This window comes from Hydrogenophaga sp., from assembly GCF_026125825.1.
Classification (GTDB): Bacteria; Pseudomonadota; Gammaproteobacteria; order Burkholderiales; family Burkholderiaceae_C; genus Hydrogenophaga.
The window spans coordinates 26,469-50,600 of sequence record NZ_JAHCKK010000025.1 but is presented as its reverse complement, the minus strand read 5'-3'; the positions used below and the strand labels follow the sequence as shown (position 1 = coordinate 50,600).

Here is a 24,132-nt window from a genome sequence, read left to right as displayed (position 1 = left end):
CGAGATCGCCACCGCCCAGGCCAAGAAAAAAGCCGAGGCCGACAAGAAGGAACGCGAGGAAGAGGCCAAGAAACTCGCTGCCGCGAAGGCCGCTGAAAAAGCCGCCGCCGAGAAGAAGGCCGCCGCGGAGAAAGCGGCCGCCGAAAAGGAGCGCCAGCAGAAACTCGCGGCCGAGAAGCGCGAGCAGGAGCGCAAGGAGGCCGCCGAGCAAAAACGCCTGGCGCAGATCCGCGAAGACCAGATCAAGCGCATGATGGGCCAGGCGGGCGCCAGCGGCGGCCCGCAGAGCACCGGCACAGCGCAGCAGTCCAGCGGCCCGACGCCGGGTTACGCCGGCCGCGTGGCCGCGCGCATCAAGCCCAACGTGGTCTTCACCGATGTGGCGCCGGGCAACCCGCGCGCCGAGGTCGAGGTCCGCACATCGCCCGACGGCAGCATCGTCTCGCGGCGGCTGGTCAAGAGCAGCGGCAACCCGGACTGGGACGAAGCCGTGCTGCGCGCCATCGACCGCACCAGCACCCTGCCCAAGGACACCAATGGCACGGTGCCGTCTTCTCTGGTGATCGGCCTGCGCCCGCTGGACTGAGCCCCGCAGCGCGGCACCCCGAAGGGAGCAGTCCGTTGCGTTCCCGGTCAAGCCGCTGACGCGGCACTTCGCAAGCAGGCACTCCCGCCGCAAAAGGCTTGCAGACACGCCGAGGAAGCGGCTTTGCCGGGCCTCGGGCGAGGGCTGCCATCAGGGGGAAGCGGCGCAGCGGCGCGGGGGGATTCTCCCCTAATCAAACACAATCTCGGCGCGCTGCTCGTGCGCCTGGGCCGTCCAGCTTGCCAGTGCGGCATCCGTGGGAAAGAACAGCGCCCGATCGTCCAACTGCAACTCACACTGCGCGCCTTCGCGCAGCAAGGCCAGCCTCACCGGCAGGCCTCGCACCAGTTCGCCCTGCTCGGTCACCTCCCGCTTGGGAGGGAAGTCACGCACCAGCTCGGCAATCGCCGGCGCCGTGCCGTTCACCGCCACGCGCAGGTACTTGCCGAAACGGCAGCGCGCCGCCGCCAGGTCCCAGATCTGCTGGATCTTCAGCCGCACGCCACCGGAGAAGCGGTCGGGCTGCGCCACCGCCTGCACGATGATGAGCTCGTCATCCTTGAGCAGGTTGCGATGCAGGTTGATGAGGTTCTCATCCGCGCTGGTCTCGAAGACGCCGGTCTTGTCATCCAGTTTGAACAGCGCCAGCTTGCCGCGCTGGCCATTGATCACGCGGAAGTCGGTCACGATGCCGGCGAGGATCACGGGGTCGCGGCTCTCCACCACATCGCCCAGCGGCGTGCGCGCAAAGCGGCGCACCTCGCGCTGCACCTCGTCGAACAGGTGGCCCGAGAAGTAGAAGCCCATCGCCGTCTTCTCCAGCGTCAGGCGCTCCTTGATGCCCCAGGGCGTCGTGGCGACCAAGTCGGGCTCCTGCGTGCTCGAACCATGGTCGTCGTCGCCCATCATGTCGAACAGCCCGCCCTGGTTGGCATTGGCCAGGGTGGCGGCGGCGAACTCGAAGGCGCGGTCCACCGAAGCGAGCATCTCGGCGCGGTTGAGGTTCAGGGAATCGAAGGCACCGGCTTTGATCAGCGCTTCCACCGTGCGCTTGTTCAGGCGGGTGCGGTCCACGCGCACACAGAAGTCGAACAAGCTCTTGAACGGCCCTTTCTCATGGCCGCGCGGCCCTTCGCCCCGACCTTCGCGTGCGGCAACGATGGCCTCGATGGCCTGCTGGCCCGTTCCCTTGATGGCACCCAGGCCATACCGGATGGACTTGTTCGTGATGGGCTCGAAGCGGTGGAAGCCCCGGTTCACATCCGGTGCCTCGAAGCTGATCCCCATCTTCTGCGCGTCTTCAAACAGCACCTTGAGCTTGTCGGTGTCGTCCATTTCCACCGTCATGTTGGCGCAGAAGAACTCGGCGGTGTAGTGCACCTTGAGCCAGCCGGTGTGGTACGCGAGCAGCGAGTAGGCAGCGGCGTGCGACTTGTTGAAGCCGTAGCCCGCGAATTTCTCCATCAGGTCGAAAACCTCGTCGGCCTTGTCCTGGGGAATGTTGTGTGTGGCGAGCGCACCGGCCCGGAATTTCTCCCGGTGCTCGGCCATCTCCTCGGCCTTCTTCTTGCCCATGGCGCGGCGCAAGAGGTCGGCGCCACCGAGCGAGTAGCCTCCAAGGATCTGCGCGGTCTGCATCACCTGCTCCTGGTAGACCATGATCCCGTAGGTCTCCGACAGCATCTCCGCCACCGCCGGGTGGGGGTACTCCACCTCCTCACGTCCGTGCTTGCGGTTCACGAAGCTGGGGATCAGGTCCATCGGGCCCGGGCGGTAGAGGGCGTTGAGCGCGATCAGGTCCTCCAGGCGCGAGGGCTTGGCATCCTTGAGCATGCCCTGCATGCCGCGGCTTTCAAACTGGAACACCGCTTCGGTCTGCCCGCGCGAGAACAACGCGTACACGCGCGCGTCGTTCAGCGGCACGTCCTCGAACCGGAAGTTCTCCTGCCCCGGATGCCGCTTCATGATGAGCTCGCGCGCGATCTCCAGGATGGTCAGCGTGGCCAGCCCCAGAAAGTCGAACTTCACCAGGCCAATGGCCTCCACGTCGTCCTTGTCGTACTGGCTCACCGCCGATTCGCTGCCCGGCTGCGCATACAAGGGGCAGAAGTCGGTGAGCTTGCCCGGCGCGATGAGCACGCCCCCGGCGTGCATGCCGATGTTGCGCGTCATGCCTTCGAGCTTCTGCGCCAACTCGATCAGGGTCTTGACATCGTCTTCCTTCTGGATCCGCTCGGCCAGCACGGGCTCCATCTCGATCGCGTAGTTGTTCTTGTCGCCCTCTTTCTTCTGCGCGGGCGGGTACTGCAGCGTGACCGACATGCCCGGCTTGTTGGGTATCAGCTTGGAAATGCCGTCGCAGAAACCATAGGAGAAATCGAGCACGCGGCCGACGTCGCGGATGGCCGCTCGCGCGGCCAGCGTGCCGAAGGTGGCGATCTGGCTCACCGCCTCCTTGCCATACTTGTCCTTCACGTAGTCGATCACGCGATCGCGGTTGGTCTGGCAGAAGTCGATGTCGAAGTCGGGCATGGACACCCGCTCGGGGTTCAGGAAGCGCTCGAACAGCAGGTTGTATTGCAGCGGGTCGAGGTCGGTGATCTTCAGCGCATAGGCCACCAACGAGCCGGCGCCCGAGCCGCGGCCCGGGCCGACCGGACAGCCGTTGTTCTTTGCCCAGTTGATGAAGTCGCCCACGATCAGGAAGTAGCCGGGGAACCCCATCTTCAGGATGGTGTTGATCTCGAACTCCAGGCGCTCCACGTAGCGCGGGCGCTCGGCGTCGCGCTTCGCGGCGTCCGGATACAGGTGTGCCAGGCGTTCCTCCAGGCCCTCGAACGACGACTGCCGGAAGAAGTCGGACATCGGCATGGGCACGCCATCGATCAGGGGCGTGGGGAAGTTGGGCAGTTGCGGCTTGCCCAGCACCAGCGTGAGGTTGCAGCGCTTGGCGATCTCCACCGAATTGGCGAGCGCGGAGGGGACATCGGCGAACAGCGCCTGCATCTGCGCCGTGCTCTTGAAATACTGCTCGCGCGTGAAGCGGCGAACGCGCCGGTTGTTGCCAAGGATCTCGCCTTCGGCAATGCACACGCGGGCTTCGTGCGCCTCGTAGTCATCCGCCTCCAGGAACTGCACCGGGTGCGTGGCGACCACCGGCAGGTGCAGGCGAGCGGCCAATTGCACCGCCTGCGCCACGTGGCGCTCGTCGTCCACGCGCCCGGCGCGCTGCAACTCGATGTAGAAGCGGTGCGTGAAGATGCTGGAGAGCTGCAGCGCCACATCGGCGGCGCGTTGCGCATCGCCCTGCATCAGCGCCTGGCCCACCGGGCCGGCCTGCGCGCCAGAGATCAGTATCAAGCCCGCATGGCACTCCTGCAGCCAGTCGCGCTGCACCAGGGCCTGCCCCCGGCCATCGTTGCGCGTCCAGGCGCGGGCCAGCAGCTCGCAGAGGTTCAGGTAGCCCTGACGGTCCTGTACCAGCAACAGGGCACGCGGCGCGGCAGCCTGGTGGCTGCCCGGCATGGCACCAGGCGTTTCCTCCGTGAAGCCTTGCAGCATCACCTCGGCACCGATGATGGGCTTGACGCCCGCACCGCGGGCTTCCTTGTAGAACTTGACGGCGCCGAAGAGGTTGCTCAGGTCGGTGATGGCCAGCGCGGGCTGGCCGTCGGCCGCCGCCGCGGCCACCACGTCGTCAATGCGGTTGGTGCCGTCGACGACGGAGAATTCGGTGTGCAGGCGCAGATGGGTGAACATCGCCCCATTTTAGAAGGCGCGGGTCCCCGTCCATTCAGGTCGGCGGCGGCATTTCGTCCTTGAGGATGCTCAGCACTTCCGAGCGGAACTCCCGGCTGTAGAGAATCGCCACCACCGCCAGCGTGGCGACCACCATGGCCACCGGCGAGATGAACCAGGCCAGCGCAGCGAACGAAAAGTAATAAGCGCGCAGGCCGTCGTTGAAGGTTTCGGCCGCGGCGCCGACCATGGCCGCGGCCCGCTCCGCGAAGGCCCGGCGGTCGTGCTTGCCAGCCTCGAAGTCCTCTGCCGGCGGCATGGCGCCGATCACCAGCGCCACGAAGGTGTATTGCCTCATGCACCAGGAAAAACGGAAGAAGGCGTACACGAAGATCGCCACCATCACCAGGATCTTGAACTCGAAGACGATCAGCGTGGTCGTCTGTGCGAACGGAATCTCGCTCATCAGCTCCGTGGCCTTGTCGGTGGTACCGAGCAGCGCGAACAGGCCGCCAATGACCAGGATGGAAGTCGACGAGAAAAAGGCCGGCGTATTGGACAGGGTCTGCGTGATGAGGCCGTCGAGCATGCGCGGGTCTCGAGCCGTGGTCTGCGTCATCCAGTAACCGCGGTAGCGGTTGGTGGTGTGGATGAGCGAGCCCATCCTGCGGCCCCACTCTCGGGCAAACCAGGCGTAGCCGACCCACAAGGCCAGGAAGCAGACCAGCGCCAGCCAGTCTGCCCAGGGGATGATGCTGAGAACCTTCATGCGGACGGATATTACGCCGTCCTCCCCAGCCTCAACGGCTGAATTTCGCGGTCACGGAGGCCACGCGCTCACCAAACAAGCGGGCGGTTTCCAGGTCGCCGGGCAACATGTCCTGAGCACCCGCGTCGGACGGCGACTGGGCGATCGCACCGCTGTAGCTCACGAGGTAGTTCACGTCGTTGCGCTGCGCACCCTTGGTGTTGCTGGGCATCAGGCCCTGGCTGACCCAGATCATGCCGTGCTGCATGGCCAGGGTGAACATCGTGTTCAGCGTGGCGAGCTTGTCGCCGTTCATGCCGGCGCTGTTGGTGAAGCCAGCGGCGATCTTGTCTTTCCACTTCTGGGCAAACCAGGGCTTGCTGGAGGCATCTGCGAACTTCTTGAACTGCCAGCTCACGCTGCCCATGTAGGTGGGCGAACCCATGATGATGGCATCGGCCGCATCGAGGGTGTCCCAGCCGCCGTCGGGCAGGTTGCCTTCGGCGTCGATGGCGAGCAGTTCAGCGTCGGCGCCCTGGGCGACCGCTTGCGCCATGCGCTGGGTGTGACCGTAACCGGAGTGATAGACCACGACAATTTTGGACATTTTGTGTTCCTGAAAAAAAGCGGCGCCCAGGCGCCGCGAAGGAGAAAACCGAAGAAGCTCAGGCCGCGGGACGGCGCGCGTCCACGCTGAAAGCACCGGCACCGAAGGCGGCGAACGCAAGCAGGCCACCGGTGATGGCGATGTTCTTGAAGAACATCAGCTGCTGCATCATCTGCTGCTCGGCAGGCACGGCCCAGTAGGCGTGGAAGAAGAAGCTCGCCACCAGCGTGAACACGGCCAAGGCGATCGCGGCGACGCGGGTGCGGTAGCCGAGCAGCAGCGCCAGGCCGCCAAACAGCTCGATCACGAGGGCGATCGCCACACCCACCTGCGGCAGCGGCAGGCCCATGGCCGTGGCATAGCCGACGGTGCCGGCAAAGCCGGCGATCTTGCCGAAGCCCGCAGGCACGAAAAGAATGGCCAGCAGGATGCGGCCGATCAGGGCCAGGGGATTTTGCAGAGCGTTCATGGTGAAGTCCTTGAAAAAAAGAAAGTTGAAAGAATGGGGAAAACGGTCAGGGAGCAAGATCAAACACGAGCACCTCGGCATCATCGCCGTTGGAGAGCTGGAGTCGGCTCTCACCGGCCAGCACGGCGGCGTCTCCCGCCTTGAGGTGTTGGCCGTTCACATCGAGCTTGCCACGCACCAGGTGCACATAGGCCTTGCGGGCCGGGTCCAGCGCCAGCTCGGCCGCTTCCTGGCCGTCGAGCAGGCCCGCGTACATGGCCGCGTCGGCATGGATGGTCACCGAGCCCTCGGCCCCGTCGGGTGAGGCCACCAGGCGCAGTCGGCCGCGCTTCTCGGCCTCGGCAAACCCCTTCTGCTCGTAGCCCGGCTCGATGCCCGTCACATTGGGTTCGATCCAGATCTGCAGAAAATGGGTGGTCTCGTCGGGAGCGTGGTTGAACTCGCTGTGCCGAACGCCACTGCCCGCGCTCATGCGCTGCACGTCGCCCGGGGGAATGCCCTTGACGTTGCCCATGCTGTCCTTGTGCGCCAGGTTGCCCTGCAACACGTAGCTGATGATTTCCATGTCGCGGTGGCCGTGCGTGCCGAAGCCCGTGCCAGGGGCGATGCGGTCTTCGTTGATCACGCGCAGGTTGCCCCAGCCCATCCAGGCGGGGTCGAAATACTCGGCGAACGAGAAAGAGTGGTGGCTCTTGAGCCAGCCGTGGTCGGCATAGCCGCGAGCGTCGGAGCGTCGAATCTGAAGCATGGTGAATTCCTTTCCATCTTCCGTGGGGCCGTCCTGAATGGCTGGCATGGGATGAATTCTGACTGCGCCCACCTGCTCTGTCACTGCATGATTTTGATGGCATCATTCAAATCGTTTGAATATAGAGACTCGACATCATGGCCACTTCCAGCCCCCGGGCCGCGCTTTCACCTGAGAACCTGGGCTTGCTCGACGCCGTCGCCCGCCTGGGCAGCATGGCAGCCGCCGCGCGCGAACTCGGCATGGTGCCCAGCGCCCTGACCTACCGCATCCGCCAGATCGAGGATGCGCTGGACGTGCTGCTGTTCGACCGCAGCGCGCGCCGCGCCGTGCTCACGCCCGCCGGCGCCGAGCTGCTGCGTTCCGGCCAGTACCTCCTGAGCGAGCTCGACGCCGTGGCCCAGCGCGTCAAGCGCGTGGCCACCGGCTGGGAACCTCAGCTCACCATTGCGGCTGACGCCATCATTGCGCGCGCCACGCTGTTCGAGCTCTGCGAGGCCTTCTATGCCGAAGGCGCTCCCACCCGGCTCAAACTGCGGGCAGAGACCTTGTCCGGCACGGTCGAGGCCCTGCAGAGTGGCCAGGCCGACCTCGCCCTGGGCGTGCCCAGCGAGATGTCGCTCACCGAGTTCCAGTCCGCACCCATGGGCACGCTGTCGTTCGTCTACGCGGTCGCACCGCACCACGCGCTGGCTGCGGCCACGCACAGCCTGTGCGACGAAGAGCTGCGCGAACACCGCGCCGTGGCGGTGGCCGACAGCACACAGCGAGGACGTGGGGTCACGCACAACCTGCTGCCCGGCCAGGACGTGCTGACCGTGCCGACCATGCAGCACAAGCTCGAGGCGCAGCTGCGCGGCCTGGGCGGTGGGTTTCTGCCGTTGTCTCTCGCCCAGCCCTTCATCAACGCGGGGCGCCTGGTGGTCAAGACCGTGCAGCGGCCCAACCGCACCCTGCGTGTCTCCTACGCCTGGCGCCAGCCCCGCAGCGCGGGCGACACCGGCCGCGCGCTGCGCTGGTGGCTGGACCGCCTGCAGCACCCCAAGACCCGCAGCGCACTGCTCAACAACCACCACCAGATCTAGGCGCCACCCGTCATTGCCTGCGCCTGCGGCCTGGGAAGGCCGGTTGCGCGGCGTCGGGGCTGGCATGGCAGGGTGCGCGAATGAGCTGGCCGAAAGCCATCGAGTTCTCTGAAGCAACTGATACAGTCAGCCACACCCCATCATCCAACGCGCCAAGAGACATGACGAACACCAGAAGCCCACGCGCAGCCCCAGCCACGAAGAACACCCGCACCAAAGCCCGCGGCGCGGCGGCCACGCCGCTGCACTTCGCCGTGATCGGCGGCGGCATGGCGGGCGTCGTGTGCGCGCGCACGCTGGTCCAGGCAGGTCACCGGGTCACCCTGCTCGAAAAGAGCCGTGGGTTTGGCGGCCGCATGGCCACCCGGCGCACCGAGTTCGGCGGGTTCGACCACGGCGCCCAGTACTTCACCGTGCGCGACGCGCGTTTCGAGACCGCGCTGCGCAGCAACGCCACCGCCGTCGTGCGCCCCTGGAGCGCCAGCACCGTGCGCGTGCTGGACGAACTCGGTCGCGTGCTGGCCAGCGCCCCTCCTCCCACCGAGCCGCACTTCGTGGCCTCGCCCGGCATGAGCGCGCTGGTCAACCTCTGGGCGCAGCCGCTGGCGCACCCCGAGCTTCATGGCAACCTGCTGGCCCGCGCGCTGCTCGACACCCGCGTCACTCGCATCGAGCGCGACGCCCTGCATCCCGAACAATGGCAACTGCGCGCCGAGGACACCCAGGGCGGCCAACAGGTGCTGGGCGGCTTCGACCGCGTGGTGCTGGCCATGCCGCACCCGCAGATCCACGACCTGCTGCTGGCCTCCGGCCTTGCCCCTGAGCTGCGAAAGGCCCTCACACCGGTGCACGTGGCGCCCTGCTGGACGCTGATGGTCGCCTACCCGCAGGCCATGCAACCCGGCCTACCGCACCTGGGTCCGCAGTGGAACGCCGCCCGCAGCACGCACCACCGCATCAGCTGGCTGGCGCGCGAATCCAGCAAGCCCGGTCGCGATCCCATCGAACGCTGGACCGTGCAGGCCAGCCCCGCCTGGTCGACCAAGCACCTGGAAGACGACGCCGAGCGCGCCAAGGCCAAACTGCTCAAGGGCTTCGCGGAGATCACCGGCATCCGCGCCACACCCACCCACGCCGTGGCGCACCGCTGGCGCTATGCCCAGACGCAGACACCCCTGGGCCGCAGCCACCTGCTCGACAAGGCGCTGGGTATCGGCGCCTGCGGCGACTGGTGTCTGGGCCACCGGGTCGAGGACGCCTTCGTCTCCGGCCTGGAAATGGCGCTCGCGCTGGCCTGAGGCCGCCCCGCCTCGCTTCATGACGCTGGCCAAGCGGTTCGCCTCCGCCCCCTTGGAGGGCAGCGACCTGCGCCAGCCACCCAGCGCGGGCGCCACCTACCGGGGCCGTTTCGCGCCGTCACCCACTGGGCCGCTGCATGCGGGCTCGCTGGTGGCAGCGCTCGCGAGCTGGCTCGACGCGCGCGCCCATGGCGGCGTGTGGCTCGTGCGCATGGAAGACGTGGACACGCCGCGCTGCGTGCCCGGCGCTGGCGACACCATCCTGCGGCAGCTGGAAGCCTGCGGCCTGGTCAGCGACGAGCCCGTGCTCTGGCAGTCGCGGCGCGGCACCCTCTACCAGAAGGCGCTTGACCAATTGGTCGCGGCGGGCCGTGCCTACCCCTGCGCCTGCTCGCGCAAGGACATCGAGGCCGCCTTGGAGGCACAAGGCGTGGTGCGACAGCGCCACCAGGGTGCCGTCTACCCGGGCACCTGCCGCCCCGGGCGCGGTGGCCTGCGCGGCAAGGCGCCACGGGCCTGGCGCTTCGCCGTGGACGCGCTGGGCAGCGTGGTTCACTGGACCGATCGCCGGCTCGGGCCGCAGGCGCAAGACGTGGCTGCCGAAGTGGGCGACTTCGTGCTCAAGCGCGCCGACGGCCTCTGGGCCTACCAGCTCGCCGTGGTGGTGGACGACGCGGCCCAGGGCATCACGCACGTGGTTCGAGGCGAGGACCTGGCCGACAACACGGCGCGCCAGATCCTGCTGCAACAGGCATTGGCCCTGCCCACGCCGGCCTACTGGCACACCCCGCTGGTGCTCGGCGACAACGGAGAAAAGCTCAGCAAACAGAATGGCGCCCAACCGCTGGACCTGAGCGATCCCCGGCGGGCTCTGTCGCGAGCCGCCCGGACGCTCGGACTCCCTGCGCCAGGGCTCGACTCGGTGGCCGAGCTGCTCGCAGCGTGGACCAAAGCGTGGCCCGCCTAAAATCCACCCCTCCCCCGACCGACCGCCTGCGATGACCGACCCCCGCCACGCCCAACCGCGCCCCGCTCCCGCCGACACCACCTTCCTGAGAGAGGTGAAGAGCTACGTGCTGCGCGCCGGGCGCATGGGCCCTGGCCAGGCACGGGCCTTCGAGCAACACGGCCCCCGTTTCCTGCTCAACTACGCCCCGGGTGCCTTCGACGCCGCCGCGGCCTTCGGGCGCGACGCACCGCTCATCATGGAGATCGGCTTCGGCATGGGCGGCGCCACCGCGCACATCGCCGCCGTTCGCCCTCAGGACAACTTCCTTTGCTGCGAGGTGCACGAGCCCGGCGTGGGTGCCCTGCTCAAGCTCGTCGGCGAGCAAGGCCTGGAGAACATCCGCATCCTCCGCCACGACGCGGTGGAGGTGCTGGACCACATGCTGGGCGAAGCCAGCCTCGACGGGGTGCACATCTTCTTTCCCGACCCCTGGCACAAGAGCCGCCACCACAAGCGCCGCCTGATCCAGGCGCCGTTCGTCAACCGGCTGGCGCGCCATCTCAAACCCGGCGGCTACCTGCACCTGGCCACCGACTGGGCGCCCTATGCCCAGCAGATGCTGGAGGTGCTCCAGGCCGAATCCCTGTTGAGCAACACGGCCGAAGCTGGCGGTGAAGGCTTCGTGCCCAAGCCCGGCTACCGCCCCCTCACCAAATTCGAGAACCGCGGCCTCAAGCTGGGCCATGGCGTCTGGGACCTGGTGTTCCGCCGAATCTGACGCACGCCGGGCCACCATGGGCCGCCCTCCGAAAAACCCGGCCATCCCTTCGCGCCAAGGCGTGTCGGCCAGCTGCATCGCCCTGCCCTGCGACAAGCCCGCGCCCTGGCCGCAACTGATCGACTTCCTGGCCGAGCGCCTGAGCGCCGTGAGCCGCGAGGCCTGGGCGCAGCGCCTCGCGCGTGGCGAGGTGCTGGACGACATGGCGCGCCCGCTGGCGCCCGACGCGGCCTTCACCCCCGGCGCGCGCGTCTACTACTACCGCGAGCTCGAGCACGAGACCGTGGTGCCTTTCCACGAAGCGATCCTGCACCTGGACGAGCATCTGCTGGTGGCGGACAAACCGCACTTCCTGCCCGTCACGCCCGGCGGGCGCTACGTGCAGCAAAGCCTGCTCGTGCGGCTGAAGAACCGGCTCGGCATCGACACGCTCAGCCCCATCCACCGCATCGACCGGGAAACGGCCGGCCTGGTGGTGTTCAGCCTGCGCCCGCAGGACCGCGACGCCTACCAGTCGCTGTTCCGGGATCGCGCGGTGCACAAGGTGTACGAGGCGCTCGCACCCACAGGTGATGCGGCCCAGGCGTGGCCCCAGGTGCGCCGCAGCCGTATCGAGGAGGCGCACGACGCCTTCTTCCGCATGCACGAAACCCCGGGCGAGCCCAACAGCGAGACGCACCTGGACCGGCTGGAGGTGCGCGGCCCCTGGTCCCGCTACCAACTGGAGCCCGTGACGGGCAAACGGCACCAGCTTCGGGTGCACATGAACGCGCTGGGCCTGCCCATCGTGGGGGACCAGTTTTATCCGCGCGTGCAGCGAGGGCCACACGAGGCCGAGGATTTTGCCCACCCGCTGCGCCTGCTGGCCCGGGCCATGGCCTTCACCGACCCGGTGACCGGCCAGGCACGGGCCTTCGAGAGCCAGCAGTCGCTGAGCTGGCCCGAGCCGCAGCCGGCAGTCAGGCCTTGATCTCGCGCGCCGTGATCTGGTACTTGAAGTCGTCCGGCGCGTAGGAGTCCAGGCGCTGCCCACCGGTTTCGCCCACGGGGTACATGAAGAAGCCCAGCTGCGGGCCCTGCGCCTGCGGCAGCTTCACGTCGTGGGCCATGTTCCAGGCCATCCAGTTGCCTTCCCAGCCACCGAACAGCGCGCGGTTCACCGGGGTGACCACCGGGTGCTGCGTGGTCTTGATCCACTCCGGCGTTTCCAGCCGCATGACCTTGGCCACGTCGGCTGGGTCCATCGCCACCCAGCCGTGGCCGGCCAGATGCACCTCGGCACGGCAGTGCTGTGCGCCCTTGAGGCTGGCGGAATTGCCACTGAGTTCCTTGTAGCCGAAGGCCGATGGCGCCAGGCGGATGCCGTACACATCGCGCGCCGGCAAGCCGGCCGAGCGGCACAGCCCGACAAAGATGGCGTTCAGGTCGGCGCATTTGCCCCCCAGGTTGCCGGTTTCCAGCATGGTCTTGATGTCGCCTTCGCCGCAGCCCCGCACCTTGGGCTCGCGGTAGGTGTTGGCCACCACCCAGTCGTAGATCTGGCGCGCCTTCTGCACATCGGTGCGCGCGCCGCGGGTGGCCTTCAGCGCGATCTCGCGAACGATGCCGTCCGTGGGCAACAAGGCCGTGGGCTGGGTCCAGAAGCGCAGGCTGGCGGCGTCTTCCGTGCTGGCCGTCTTCCGGGAGAGATCGGCCGCGCGGTTGCGTGTCTGCACGCGGCTGGTGAGTTCGACGTACGGCGTGGCGCCCCCTTCGGCAAACGTCACGTGCAGCACGCGGGCACCGTAGTGGCGCTCTTCGGTCAGCCGCGCGGTGCCGTTGGTGCGGAAGTCACTCGTGAACGATTGTTGCCAGTCGCTCTCGACCGAGGGCAGCGGCAACCAGACCTGGGTCGCGCCCCGGGGCAACTCAATGTCCACGCGGGTGGTCACATCGAAGGTGCGCCAGGGGCCGGGCTGGGGGTTGAACTCGCGCAGCGATGCCGGGGTTGCCTGGGCCAGGGCCCCGGCGGCGTGGAACAGGGGCGATGCGGCGGCCACGGACGTGGCTGCGCGCTGCAGGAAGATGCGGCGATCGGGGGTCATGTAGAGAGCTCCGGTGTGGTGGACAACGGGCGGAACCACACACACAGGGTGCAGTGCATCGCCAAAAGGGCCTTGCACAAGGGATTGCGCAAGGCAGGGGATTATGGGGGCGGGGTCACAGCGCGATCAAACGATCCACCCAGCCCAGCGCTTCCCGGCTGCTCCAGTCGACCTCGCCGCGCACGCGCTGGCGCGCGCGACCCTGGCGGTCGATCAGCACCGTGGTGGGGAACACGCGCACGCCCCAGGCGCGGGCATGCTCACCCAGCGGGTCCAGCCATACGGGCAGGCTGAGGTGGGTCTGCTGCACGAACCGCAGCACGCGCTGCGGCGGTTCCTTGAAGTTGAGTGCGATCACCGCGATCCGGTCCTCGCCGATCAGCGAAGGCAGGTCCTGCAGCATGGGCATCTCGGTGCGGCAAGGCTCGCACCAACTGGCCCAGAAGTTGAGCAACACCGCCCGGCCCCTGAAGTCCGAAAGCTGGACCGGATGGCCCTGCAGGTCCAGGGTGGCCATCGCCGGCGTGGCTGTGCCACGCGGCCATTCGCTGAGCTCGAACGCGGGCGCCGCGGATTTCTTTTCCGTCGCCCCGGCCACCGCCGGTGCCAGCACCGCGGCCATGCCACAGGCGCCGAGCTGGCCCAGGCAATCGCGGCGGTTCAAGCGCTTCACAGCCTCTCGGCCACCCAGCCTTGCACCGACTGCAGCGCCTTGGGCAATCCGCTGGCATCGGTGCCGCCGGCCATGGCCATGTCGGGCTTGCCGCCGCCCTTGCCACCCACTTGCTGTGCGACAAAGTTCACCAGCTCACCGGCCTTGACCTTGCCCATGCTGTCGGCGGTGACGCCAGCGGCCAGCTGCACCTTGGCGCCGTCCACCGCGGCGAGCACGATGGCAGCGGACTTGAGCTTGTCCTTGAGCTTGTCCAGCGTGTCGCGCAGGGTCTTCGCGTCGGCGCCATTCAGCACGGCGGCCAGCACCTTGATGCCCTTGACGTCCACCGCCTGCGCCATCAACTCGTCGCCCTGGCTGGATGCCAGCTTGCCCTTGAGAGCAGCCACTTCCTTCTCCAGCGCCTTGAGCTGTTCCAGCGTCTGGCCGATGCGCGCGTTGAGTTCCGCCGTGGGCGCCTTGAGCACGCCTGCGGCCTGCGCCACCGTGTCTTCCAGCGACTGCAGGTAGGCCAGCGCGTTCGCGCCGGTGATCGCCTCGATGCGCCGCACGCCCGCGGCCACGCCGCTTTCAGCGACCACCTTGAACAGACCGATGTCGCCCGTGCGCTGCACGTGCGTGCCGCCGCAGAGTTCGCGGCTGGTGCCGATGTCGAGCACCCGCACGGTCTCGCCGTACTTTTCGCCGAACAGCATCATCGCGCCGGTCTTCTGCGCCGACTCGATGTCCATCAGCCGGGCCTGCGTGGCATGGTTGTCGAGAATCTCGGCGTTCACCTTGGCTTCGATCTGACGGATCTGCGCGTCTGTCAGCGGCGCGTTGTGCGCAAAGTCGAAACGCGTGCGCTCGGCATTCACCAGCGAGCCCTTCTGCTGCACGTGCTCGCCCAGCACCTCGCGCAAGGCCTTGTGCATCAGGTGGGTGGCGCTGTGGTTGCGCACCGTGGCCGCGCGCACCGTGGTGTTCACCTGTGCGTTCACGTGGTCCCCCACGTTGAGCGTGCCCTGCTCCACGCTGCCGTGGTGGCCGAACACGTCGGCCTTGATCTTCTGGGTGTCGGCCACCGCGAACCGCGCCGACCCGCTGCTGATCACGCCCTCATCGCCCACCTGGCCGCCGCTCTCGGCGTAGAAGGGGGTGTTGTCCAGAACGACCACCCCGCTCTGGCCGGCCTTGAGCGCGGCCACGGAGGTGCCGTCGAGGTAGAGCGCCACGATCTTGCCCGGCGCTTCGAGCGACTCGTAGCCCACGAACTGGTTGCCCGCACCGCTGTAGTCCAGCGCCTTGTCCATCTTGAACTTGCCGGCCGCACGGGCCTGGGCCTTCTGCTTGTCCATGGCGGCGTGAAAGCCCGCTTCGTCCACCGACAGGCCGCGCTCGCGGCACACATCGGCAGACAGGTCGAGCGGGAAGCCGTAGGTGTCGTGCAGCTTGAAGGCCACGTCGCCCGGCAGCACCTTCTCGCCACCGGCCAGTGCCGCGTCGAGGATTTCCATGCCGTTGGCCAGCGTTTCGTAAAAGCGCTCTTCCTCGGCCTTGAGCACCTCGGTAATGCGCTGCTCCTGGCACGCCAGGTTCGGGTAGGCCGCGCCCATCAGCTTCACCAGGTCGGGCACGAGCTTGTGGAAGAACGGCGTCTTCTGGCCCAGCTTGTAGCCATGGCGGATGGCGCGGCGCACGATGCGGCGCTGCACATAGCCCCGGCCTTCGTTGCTGGGGATCACGCCATCGCTCACCAGGAAGGCCGTGGCGCGGATGTGGTCGGCAATCACCTTGAGCGAGGGGTTGCCCAGATCGCTGGTGTGCGTCTCGCGCGCCGCGGCCTTGATGAGGGCGTCGAAGATGTCGATCTCGTAGTTGCTGTGCACGTGCTGGAGGATCGCGGCCAGGCGCTCCAGGCCCATGCCGGTGTCCACGCAGGGCGCGGGCAGGGGCGTGACGGCGCCGGTCTCGTCCATGTTGAACTGCATGAACACGTTGTTCCAGATCTCGATGAAGCGGTCGCCGTCTTCATCGGGACTGCCGGGGGGGCCACCCGGAATCTCGGGACCGTGGTCGTAGAAGATTTCGCTGCAGGGGCCGCAGGGACCGGTGTCGGCCATCATCCAGAAGTTGTCGGACTTGTAGCGCCCGCCCTTGTTGTCGCCGATCCGGATGACGCGCTCGGGCGGCAGGCCGATCTCCTTGGTCCAGATGTCGTAGGCCTCGTCGTCCTCTTCGTACACCGTGGCCAGCAGGCGCTCCTTGGGCAGCTGGTAGACCTCGGTCAGCAGTTCCCAGGCCCATTTCAGGCTTTCGCGCTTGAAGTAGTCGCCAAACGACCAGTTGCCCAGCATCTCGAAGAAAGTGTGGTGGCGGGCGGTGTAGCCCACATTCTCCAGGTCGTTGTGCTTGCCGCCGGCGCGCAGGCAGGCCTGCACCGAGGCTGCCCGCACATAGGGTCGTTTGTCGGTGCCGAGGAACACGTCCTTGAACTGCACCATGCCCGAATTGGTGAACATGAGCGTCGGGTCGTTGCCGGGCACCAGGGGGCTGGACGCAACCACGGTGTGGCCTTTGGAAGCAAAAAAGTCCAGGAAGCTCTTGCGGATGTCGGCAACGGAGGCGGGGCGGGTCATGTTGGCCTTGTGGGTGGTCGTCGTTGAATGCGGGCAGCGCTCGCGCGCGCGGAACCCGCTATTTTCCAACATGCGGGCCGACCCCGGCGCGCGGGCGGCGAAATCGGGTGGATCGGGCCACCGCGTCGCGGGCGGCACCGGCGCGCCAGAGACCGGGGGCTATGCTCAAACGCCTTTCGGCGGCACAATCGGCGGCGATTCATTTAACAAGTTAAATAAATACCCCCTCCACCCTTTGCTGCGCACCGCACCTACGGAGACCACCCCTCATGGACATGAAGACCTCCCCCCTGGCCCTGCTCAAAGACCCGACCCTGCTCAAGACCGATGGCCTGATCAACGGCCAGTGGGTTGCCGGCGCGAGCCGTTTCGACGTGCTCGACCCGGCCACCGGCCACAAGCTGGCCGACGTGGCCAACCTGGGCCCGCAGGACGCCGAAGCCGCGATCGCTGCCGCCCATGCCGCCTGGCCGGCCTGGAAGGCCAAGACCGCCAAGGAGCGCAGCCAGATTCTTCGCAAGTGGTACGACCTGCTGATGGCCCACCAGGACGACCTGGGCACCCTCATGACCGCCGAACAGGGCAAGCCCCTGGCCGAAGCCAAGGGCGAGGTCGCCTACGGCGCGAGCTTCGTGGAGTGGTTCGCCGAGGAAGCCAAGCGCGTCAATGGCGAAACCCTGCCCACCTTCGACAACAACCGCCGGCTGATGGTGCTCAAGCAGCCCATCGGCGTGTGCGCGGCCATCACGCCGTGGAATTTCCCGCTCGCCATGATCACGCGCAAGGTGGCGCCCGCACTGGCCGCCGGCTGCCCGGTGATCATCAAGCCGGCTGAACTCACGCCGCTGACCGCGCTGGCCGCCGCCGAACTGGCCATCCGAGCCGGCATTCCGGCCGGGGTGTTCAACATCCTTCCCGCCGACAGCGAACAGTCCATCGCCGTGGGCAAGGTGCTGTGCGCGAGCGACGTCGTGCGCCACATCAGCTTCACCGGCTCCACCGAGGTGGGCCGCATCCTCATGGCTCAATGCGCGCCCACGGTCAAGAAGATGTCGCTCGAACTGGGTGGCAATGCGCCCTTCATCGTGTTCGACGACGCCGACATCGACAGCGCAGTGGAAGGCGCCTTCGCCAGCAAGTACCGCAACGCCGGGCAAACCTGCGTCTGCACCAACCGCTTCTACGTGCAGGCCAGGGTGTACGACGCCTTCGTGCAGAAGTTCGCCGCCAAGGTGAAGACCGCCAAGGTGGGCAACGGTTTTGGCGAAGGCGTGAGCCAGGGCCCGCTGATCGAGGAGGCGGCCCTCGTCAAGGTGCAACGCCACGTGGACGATGCGGTGGCCAAGGGTGGCCGCGTGGTGGCCGGCGGCCAGCGCCTGAGCAGCCTGGGCAGCGGCCAGTTCTTCGAGCCCACAGTGGTGGCCGACGCCACCGCCGACATGCTGTGCGCGAAGGAAGAAACCTTCGGCCCCTTTGCGCCGGTGTTCAAGTTCCACACCGAGCAGGAAGCGATCGACGCGGCCAACGCCACCGAGTTTGGCCTGGCGAGCTACTTCTACAGCCGCGACGTGGGCCGCATCTACCGCGTGAGCGAGGCGCTGGAATACGGAATGGTGGGCGTCAACGTCGGCATCCTCGCCACCGAGCACGTGCCTTTTGGTGGCGTGAAACAGTCCGGCCTGGGCCGCGAAGGCTCGCACCATGGCATCGACGACTACGTCGAAATCAAGTACCTCTGCGTCGGCGATATCCTCAAGTGATTTCCACCTGAGAGACAACGACCCCATGCAGTTCGACTGGAGCCACCCCTACCCAACCATCCGCAGCCCGCTCATGGCGCGCAACGTGGTCGCCACCTCGCAGCCTCTGGCCGCGCAGGCCGGCCTGCGCATGCTGCTCAAAGGCGGCAATGCGGTGGATGCCGCGATCGCGGCCGCGGCGGCCCTCACCGTGGTGGAACCGATCTCCAACGGCCTGGGCAGCGACAACTTCGCGATCGTCTGGGACGGCCAGCAACTGCACGGCATGAATTCCTCGGGCCTGGCGCCTGCCGGCTGGAGCAAGGCCTACTTCGAACGCAAGCACAACGGCCAGATCCCGCTGCGTGGCTTCGACGCGGTGACCGTTCCCGGCGCGGTGGCCGGCTGGGCCGCCTTGTCCGAGCGCTTCGGCGCCCTGCCCTTTGCCGATCTCATGGCACCCGCCATCGAACTGGCCGAAGGCGGCTTCGCGGTGGCCCCCGTCATCGCCCACAAATGGGCGCTGGCCGTGCCTCTGCTGCAGGACAAGCCTGGTTTCGCCCAAGCGTTCATGCCGCGCGGCCGCGCCCCGATGCCGGGAGAGCGCTTCAGCTTTGCCGAAGCCGGCCGCTCGCTGCGGCGCATTGCGCAGACGCGCGGCGAGGCTTTCTACCGGGGCGAGATCGCCGACGCGATCGACGCCTTCTCGCGCGAGCACGGTGCGCAACTTCGCGCCAGCGACCTCGCCTCGCACCAGGTGCAATGGGTCAAGCCGATCGAGATGGCGTTTGCCGGTCACACGGTGCACGAACTGCCGCCCAACGGCCAGGGCATTGCCGCGCTCATGGCGCTGGGGATGCTCGAGCAACTCGACATCGGCCGCTTCGGACCGGACAGCATCGAAGGCCAGCACCTGCAGATCGAAGCCATCAAGCTCGCCTTCGCCGACACGTACCGGTGGGTCGCCGACGACCGCTTCATGACCGAGGTGACTGCCGCCGACCTGCTCGACCCCGGCTACCTGCGGGAGCGCGCCAGGCTCATCGATCCCAAGCGCGCCATCCATCCCGGCGCGGGCCACCCGCCGCGCGGCGGCACGGTCTACCTCACCGCCGCCGACGGGCAAGGCCGCATGGTCAGCCTGATCCAGTCCAACTACCTGGGCTTCGGCAGCGGCGTGGTGGTGCCCGGCTGGGGCATCAGCCTGCAGAACCGCGGCCATGGCTTCACCATGCAGGACGGGCACCCCAACCAGGTCGCGCCGGGCAAGCGGCCCTTCCACACCATCATCCCCGGCTTCCTCACGCGCGAGGGCCAGGGCGTGATGAGCTTTGGCGTGATGGGCGCCAACATGCAACCCCAAGGGCATGTGCAGACGCTGGTGCGCATGCTGGTGCACGGCCAGCAGCCCCAGGCCGCCTGCGACGCACCGCGCTGGAAGTGGGGCAGCGGCCTGGACGTGGACTTCGAATCCACCATGGCACCCGCGTTGCGCGACGGCCTCAAGGCGCTGGGCCATCGCTTCGAGCCGACCGCCGACACATACCTCGACTTCGGCAGCGGCCAGTTCATTGCGCGGCTGAGCGACGACATCGCCGACGGCTACGTCGCCGCCAGCGATGCGCGGCGCGATGGACAGGCGGTGGGGTTCTAGGTACCTCGCTGCGCCACCGCGAACCGGGGGGCGTTACACGAAATGCACACGCGGCGGCGTCTTCATCAACGCCTCGGCGCCACCCTCGTTCACCAGCAGTGGAAACTCCAGCCGCATGCCACCCACCTTGGGCATGTACAGGTGGGTGCCCAGCGCCATGACCATGCCCGGCTGCACCACGTCTTCGCTGCGAAGGTTGATGAACGGGCGCGTGCGCGCGCAAGTGCCCAGGCCATGGCCGAAGGTGGGCAGGCAGTAGTCGCTCAGGCCATGGCGCTCGAACACCGCCAGCCCCTTCTTCACCACTTCGGGAATCGGCTCGCCGGGACGCATGCGGTCGATCATGGTCGCCACCACCTCCTCCCAGCAGTCGATGAGCTTGCGCTGTTGCGCATCGGGCTTGCCGATGAACACGGGGATCGAGGAGTCGGCAAGGTAGAGATCGATCATCGGGTGCAGGTCAAGAATCACGAACTCGTTGTTCTCGATGGTTTTTTCCGACGCCTGCTGCGTCACCCCATGCAGGTAGCCTGTGCGGTCCCCGGAACCGACCTCGGTGCCACCCGTGATGGCCCAGGCCCAGGTGCTGCCGTTGTCTCGAATTGCCTTTTCGATCGCACCCGCCACCGCGTTCTCGGTGATCCCGGTTCGCACCGCCGCACGCCCGGCTTCAAACCCGATGTCGGCCACGCCCGCGGCGAACCGAAGGCGTTCGATTTCTTGCGGCTCCTTGATCAGCATCACATCGTCGATCAGCTGCACGCCGTTCTCGATGCGGGCAGCGGGCAACTCGTCCCGCAGTTCCAGGTATTCGCTGGCCGTCAGCATGCCCGGCGCAACCTGCGCAGCACCGGGGTGCGACAGGTCGATGCCGATGCGGCCCTGGCCAAGGCCCATCTCCTTGAGGCGGCGGCCAATCGTCTTGACGAAGTCCGAGAAGGTGAAGCTTTCGAGGTCGAGGTCGTGCCCCTCTTCGCGCACCCGGCTGGCGTCCCAAGCCCAGTAGACGAACTTGCAGTCGCCCTGGGCGGTGATGATGACCGCACCTCGCCAGGGCATGAAGCTGCCGCTGAAGTAGTGGAGTGCGGCTTGTCGTGTGCCCACGTAGGCGTCGAAGCCGGCTGCCTTGACGGACTGGGCCACACGGGCACGGCGGGCGGCGAAATCAATGGGAGAGAAGTTGGGGTTCATGCTGTGGGGAACTGGAGTCGGATCAATCGGGTTTGATGTTGGCGGCGCGGATGATTTCGGCGGATTTCTTCACCTCGGCCTCGATGAATCGCTGGAACTGCTGCGGCGAGCCAGCGACGATCTGCAAGCCCGCTTCCTGCAGTTTGCGGGTGATCTCGGGGTCGCGCAGTGCGTTGACGACGAGCCGGTTCAGGCGCGTCATCGTGGCTTCGGGAATGCCGGCGGGGCCGACGAATCCATACCAGGAGCCGGCGGTGTAGCCCTTGACACCGGCCTCGTCGATGGTGGGCACATTGGGCAGTTCGGGCAGCCGCTGCGGACTCGCCGTGCCCAGTGCAATCAGTTCCCCGGCGCGCACGCGCGGCAGGGCTTGCGGAATGATGTCCATGAGCAGCGTGACGCGGCCCGCCAGCAAGTCCACGTAGGAGTTGCCCGATCCCTTGTACGGGATGTGGTTCATGCGGATGCCGGCCATGCCGGCGAACGACTCCATCGCCAGGTGCATGGACGAACCACTGCCACCAGACGCATAGACGATGCTGTTGGGCGCGGCCTTCGCCTTGGCGATCAACTCTGCCACCGTCTTCACGCCCAGGCTGGGATGCGCCACCAGCACCATCGGCGCATTCACCGCCAGCGAGACCCCGGCGAAATCCTTCACCGTGTCGTAAGGAACGTCCTTGTACAGGCTGGCGTTGGCGGCGTGGTTGCCCGGCGTGGCAATGCCGATGGTGTAGCCGTCGGCGGGCGACTTGGCGACCACCGAGGAACCTAGCATGCCGTTGGCGCCGGGTCGGTTTTCGACCAGCACAGGCTGCCCCGTGTGGTCGGCCATGTGCTTGCCCACGACGCGCGCCAACATGTCGGTGGTGCCGCCTGCCGCATAGGGCACGACGATGCGAATGGGCTTGCTCGGGAAGTCGTTGGCGTGGGCGGCCAGCGGTGCCAGCCCCGCGGCCAGCACGGGCAAGGCACAGAACAGTCGGCGTTTCATGCGTCTCCTTTCGTTGAAGTTATCGGGAAGCGAGACCATAAAACCGGGCACGGGATTCACCAAGACAATCCGCCTTTAGCTGATATACGCTACGCGCATGACGACGCCTTCACCCGATCTCGACTCGCTGCGGCTGTTTCTCAAGGTGGCCGAGCTCGGCAGCATTTCCCAGGCCGCGCTCGCCGTGGGTTTGAGCCAGCCGTCCGTCAGCCGCTCGCTGCGCGCCCTCGAGGACAGCCTGCAAACCACCTTGTTTCACCGCACCGGCCGGGGCGTGCAACTCACTGAAGTGGGCGAACAGGCGATGGTGCGTGCGCGCAGCCTCGTCGATGGCGCCGATCAATTTGCCGAAGACATCCGGGACCAGGCTCGCGCGCCCACCGGGGTGGTGACGGTGGCTCTGCTCACCGCTTACATGCGCGATGTGGCCCCCGACCTTTTTGACGAGGTGCGGCGGCGCTTTCCGGGCGTGGTGCTGCGCCTGCAAGAGAGCTTCAGCGTCCAGCACGAGGATTGGCTGGCCAGTGGCCGGGTGGACATTGCCCTGGTCACGCGGTACCGCAAGCCCACGCGGGACGGCCAGGAGGTCCTGGCAGTCTCGGACATGGTGGTGGTGGGCAACCCCGCCATCGGCACTGGCGCGGAGCTCATGCCGTTCCGGGAATTGGCCTCGGTGCCGTTGGTGCTGCCCGCCGCCCCCAACGGCTTGCGCGTGCGCATGGAAGAGGTGGCGCGGCGCGTGGGCATCCGATTGAACGTGGTGCTGGAGGCCGATTCGATCGAGGCGCAGCGCGCTGTCATCGCCCGCGAGCGGTGCTACCTCATGTGGAGCCAGCACTCGGTGCGGCTGGCCGGCATCGACAATCTGTTCGCCAGCCGCAGGATCGTCGAACCGCGCCTGCCCCGGTACGTGGTGATGCAGACCACCACCCACCATCCGCTGAGCCGCGCGTCACGCGAGGTGGCGCGCATTCTGCGGCGGCTGGTGCTGGCCGCTCATGGGCAGGCACAAGCCTAGACGACCAACAAAGCACGCCGTGCCGCGCGCGCCTTCTTCCCCGGAGGCTTCACCGCACGAAGAAGACAAACGACGCCATCGCCGTCAGGTCATGGCATTGTTGAGCGCAACCACCTCTCCCACCATCCGGGTGCACCGAAGCACAGGCGGACGAAACACACACCGCTGGCACGTCGTCGACAGAAAGACAAAGAGCCCGGCACGCGGCACCCCACTTTCGTGGCGGAAAAGCGTGACAGGCTCAACCTGGTGTCACTGTCGCAAGCCAAACAAGCGCTGGCGAGACGATGGAGCGGGTGAAGGGAATCGAACCCTCGTATGAAGCTTGGGAAGCTGCCGTTCTACCATTGAACTACACCCGCAGCAGGTCGCCATTCTAGCGCCCCGGCGAGACCGGTCAGCCGGTCATCGACGCACCCACCCCCAACAAGGCCAGCACGCCCAGCACCGCGAAGATCAGCGCGGCGACGACGTGCACGATCTTGATCGGCACGCGCCGCGTGATCGCCTCGCCAAAGAACACCACCGGCGCGTTGGCCAGCATCATGCCGAAGGTGGTGCCGATCACCACGGCGACCAGCGGCTCGTACTGCGCACCCAGCGCCACGGTGGCGATCTGCGTCTTGTCGCCCATCTCGGCCAGGAAAAAGGCCCACAGCGTCGCGACAAACACGCCCATCTGCCGCTTGGGCACGGCATCCTCGTCGTCCAGCTTGTCGGGAATGAGCATCCACCCGGCCATGGCGATGAAGGAGACGCCCAGCACCCAGCGCATCACGTTCGGGCCGACGGCGGCCATGATCCAGGCGCCGGCGGCGCCCGCCAGGGCGTGGTTGAGCAAGGTGGCGAACAAGATGCCCCAGACAATGGGCCAGGGGCGTTTGAAGCGGGCGGCGAGGACGAGGGACAGCAACTGGGTCTTGTCGCCCATTTCAGCGAGGGCGACGATACCTGTCGAGATCAGGAAGGCTTCCAAAAGAATGCTCCGAGGGCCGGCAAAAAACAAAGACCACACGGCATCCCCGGCCCAACCGGAGGCAGTGTGGTCAAAGGTCTTGCCAGGCTGGAAGCTGTCTGCGCCATGGCCGTGAGGGCCAAGTGTGTTGACGCAGACCTCTGCAAGGCGCAGAGCGGCTACTCCCCAATGACGGGTGC

20 protein-coding genes, 1 tRNA gene and 1 riboswitch are annotated in these 24,132 nt (G+C 67.1%); of the genes, 9 read left to right on the top strand and 12 right to left on the bottom strand.

Features of this window, described 5'->3' with window-relative positions:
* On the top strand, positions 1–586 hold a 586-nt coding region (gene tolA / locus KIT86_RS10855; protein ID WP_297398169.1), incomplete at its 5' end, for a cell envelope integrity protein TolA.
* Positions 587–775: 189 nt separating this feature from the next.
* Here tolA and dnaE read toward each other — a convergent pair.
* From dnaE to KIT86_RS10830, 5 genes are read right to left on the bottom strand one after another with little or no spacing between them, the layout of a single operon-like run.
* Positions 776–4,345 (bottom strand): DNA polymerase III subunit alpha, encoded by a 3,570-nt coding sequence (gene dnaE, locus KIT86_RS10850; RefSeq protein ID WP_297398167.1) that lies wholly within the window; start codon positions 4,343–4,345, stop codon positions 776–778.
* Between the two features lie 34 nt (positions 4,346–4,379).
* Positions 4,380–5,093 carry a DUF599 domain-containing protein gene (locus tag KIT86_RS10845; RefSeq protein WP_297398165.1) on the bottom strand — a complete coding sequence of 238 codons (714 nt, stop codon included), beginning with the start codon at positions 5,091–5,093 and terminating at the stop codon, positions 4,380–4,382.
* 31 nt (positions 5,094–5,124) lie between these two features.
* The gene (locus KIT86_RS10840) at positions 5,125–5,679 is read right to left on the bottom strand and encodes a flavodoxin family protein (RefSeq protein WP_297398163.1); all 555 of its coding nucleotides are present in this window, start codon (positions 5,677–5,679) and stop codon (positions 5,125–5,127) included.
* Positions 5,680–5,737: 58 nt separating this feature from the next.
* Positions 5,738–6,148: a DoxX family protein gene (locus KIT86_RS10835; RefSeq protein WP_297398161.1), complete on the bottom strand. Its 411-nt coding sequence runs from the start codon at positions 6,146–6,148 to the stop codon at positions 5,738–5,740.
* 46 nt (positions 6,149–6,194) lie between these two features.
* On the bottom strand, positions 6,195–6,896 hold the full coding sequence (locus tag KIT86_RS10830; RefSeq protein WP_297398159.1) for a pirin family protein: 702 nt from the start codon (positions 6,894–6,896) through the stop codon (positions 6,195–6,197).
* Positions 6,897–7,033: 137 nt separating this feature from the next.
* Between KIT86_RS10830 and KIT86_RS10825 the strand changes: the two genes are divergently transcribed.
* From KIT86_RS10825 to KIT86_RS10805, 5 genes are all read left to right on the top strand, one after another.
* Positions 7,034–7,981 carry a LysR family transcriptional regulator gene (locus KIT86_RS10825; RefSeq protein WP_297398158.1) on the top strand — a complete coding sequence of 316 codons (948 nt, stop codon included), beginning with the start codon at positions 7,034–7,036 and terminating at the stop codon, positions 7,979–7,981.
* Between the two features lie 161 nt (positions 7,982–8,142).
* Positions 8,143–9,279, top strand: coding sequence for an NAD(P)/FAD-dependent oxidoreductase (locus tag KIT86_RS10820; protein WP_297398156.1), 1,137 nt, complete (start codon positions 8,143–8,145; stop codon positions 9,277–9,279).
* A 19-nt stretch (positions 9,280–9,298) separates the two neighbouring features.
* A complete protein-coding gene (gene gluQRS / locus KIT86_RS10815) occupies positions 9,299–10,246 on the top strand; it encodes a tRNA glutamyl-Q(34) synthetase GluQRS (protein ID WP_297398154.1) in 948 nt (315 codons plus the stop codon).
* A 31-nt stretch (positions 10,247–10,277) separates the two neighbouring features.
* A complete protein-coding gene (gene trmB, locus KIT86_RS10810; RefSeq protein ID WP_297398152.1) occupies positions 10,278–11,006 on the top strand; it encodes a tRNA (guanosine(46)-N7)-methyltransferase TrmB in 729 nt (242 codons plus the stop codon).
* 16 nt (positions 11,007–11,022) lie between these two features.
* Entirely contained in the window at positions 11,023–11,976 is a 954-nt protein-coding gene (locus KIT86_RS10805) for a pseudouridine synthase (protein ID WP_297398150.1), read from the top strand.
* Here the strand turns inward: KIT86_RS10805 and KIT86_RS10800 are convergent.
* The 3 genes from KIT86_RS10800 to alaS form a co-directional block, all read right to left on the bottom strand.
* Positions 11,966–13,090 carry a transglutaminase family protein gene (locus tag KIT86_RS10800; RefSeq protein ID WP_297398148.1) on the bottom strand — a complete coding sequence of 375 codons (1,125 nt, stop codon included), beginning with the start codon at positions 13,088–13,090 and terminating at the stop codon, positions 11,966–11,968. The genes KIT86_RS10805 and KIT86_RS10800 overlap by 11 nt on opposite strands.
* A gap of 115 nt (positions 13,091–13,205) precedes the next feature.
* Positions 13,206–13,763: a TlpA disulfide reductase family protein gene (locus KIT86_RS10795; protein ID WP_297398146.1), complete on the bottom strand. Its 558-nt coding sequence runs from the start codon at positions 13,761–13,763 to the stop codon at positions 13,206–13,208.
* Positions 13,760–16,381, bottom strand: coding sequence for an alanine--tRNA ligase (gene alaS / locus KIT86_RS10790; protein WP_297398144.1), 2,622 nt, complete (start codon positions 16,379–16,381; stop codon positions 13,760–13,762). The genes KIT86_RS10795 and alaS overlap by 4 nt, the downstream gene beginning before the upstream one ends.
* A gap of 269 nt (positions 16,382–16,650) precedes the next feature.
* Between alaS and KIT86_RS10785 the strand changes: the two genes are divergently transcribed.
* Together KIT86_RS10785 and KIT86_RS10780 are read left to right on the top strand one after the other, a co-directional pair.
* Positions 16,651–18,141 carry an NAD-dependent succinate-semialdehyde dehydrogenase gene (locus tag KIT86_RS10785; protein WP_297398142.1) on the top strand — a complete coding sequence of 497 codons (1,491 nt, stop codon included), beginning with the start codon at positions 16,651–16,653 and terminating at the stop codon, positions 18,139–18,141.
* A gap of 25 nt (positions 18,142–18,166) precedes the next feature.
* Positions 18,167–19,774, top strand: coding sequence for a gamma-glutamyltransferase family protein (locus KIT86_RS10780; protein ID WP_297398140.1), 1,608 nt, complete (start codon positions 18,167–18,169; stop codon positions 19,772–19,774).
* A gap of 33 nt (positions 19,775–19,807) precedes the next feature.
* Here KIT86_RS10780 and KIT86_RS10775 read toward each other — a convergent pair whose 3' ends face one another.
* Both KIT86_RS10775 and KIT86_RS10770 read right to left on the bottom strand, forming a co-directional pair.
* Positions 19,808–20,965 (bottom strand): Xaa-Pro peptidase family protein, encoded by a 1,158-nt coding sequence (locus tag KIT86_RS10775; protein WP_297398138.1) that lies wholly within the window; start codon positions 20,963–20,965, stop codon positions 19,808–19,810.
* 22 nt (positions 20,966–20,987) lie between these two features.
* A complete protein-coding gene (locus tag KIT86_RS10770) occupies positions 20,988–21,959 on the bottom strand; it encodes a tripartite tricarboxylate transporter substrate binding protein (RefSeq protein ID WP_297398136.1) in 972 nt (323 codons plus the stop codon).
* A gap of 97 nt (positions 21,960–22,056) precedes the next feature.
* Here KIT86_RS10770 and KIT86_RS10765 point away from each other — a divergent pair, with 97 nt between their 5' ends.
* Complete coding sequence (locus KIT86_RS10765) at positions 22,057–22,977, top strand: LysR family transcriptional regulator (protein WP_297398134.1); 921 nt, start codon at positions 22,057–22,059, stop codon at positions 22,975–22,977.
* A 288-nt stretch (positions 22,978–23,265) separates the two neighbouring features.
* Here the strand turns inward: KIT86_RS10765 and KIT86_RS10760 are convergent.
* Together KIT86_RS10760 and KIT86_RS10755 are read right to left on the bottom strand one after the other, a co-directional pair.
* Positions 23,266–23,339 (bottom strand) — tRNA-Gly (locus tag KIT86_RS10760).
* A gap of 35 nt (positions 23,340–23,374) precedes the next feature.
* Positions 23,375–23,953 (bottom strand): TMEM165/GDT1 family protein, encoded by a 579-nt coding sequence (locus tag KIT86_RS10755; RefSeq protein WP_297398132.1) that lies wholly within the window; start codon positions 23,951–23,953, stop codon positions 23,375–23,377.
* A gap of 6 nt (positions 23,954–23,959) precedes the next feature.
* Positions 23,960–24,132: riboswitch (yybP-ykoY riboswitch) on the bottom strand.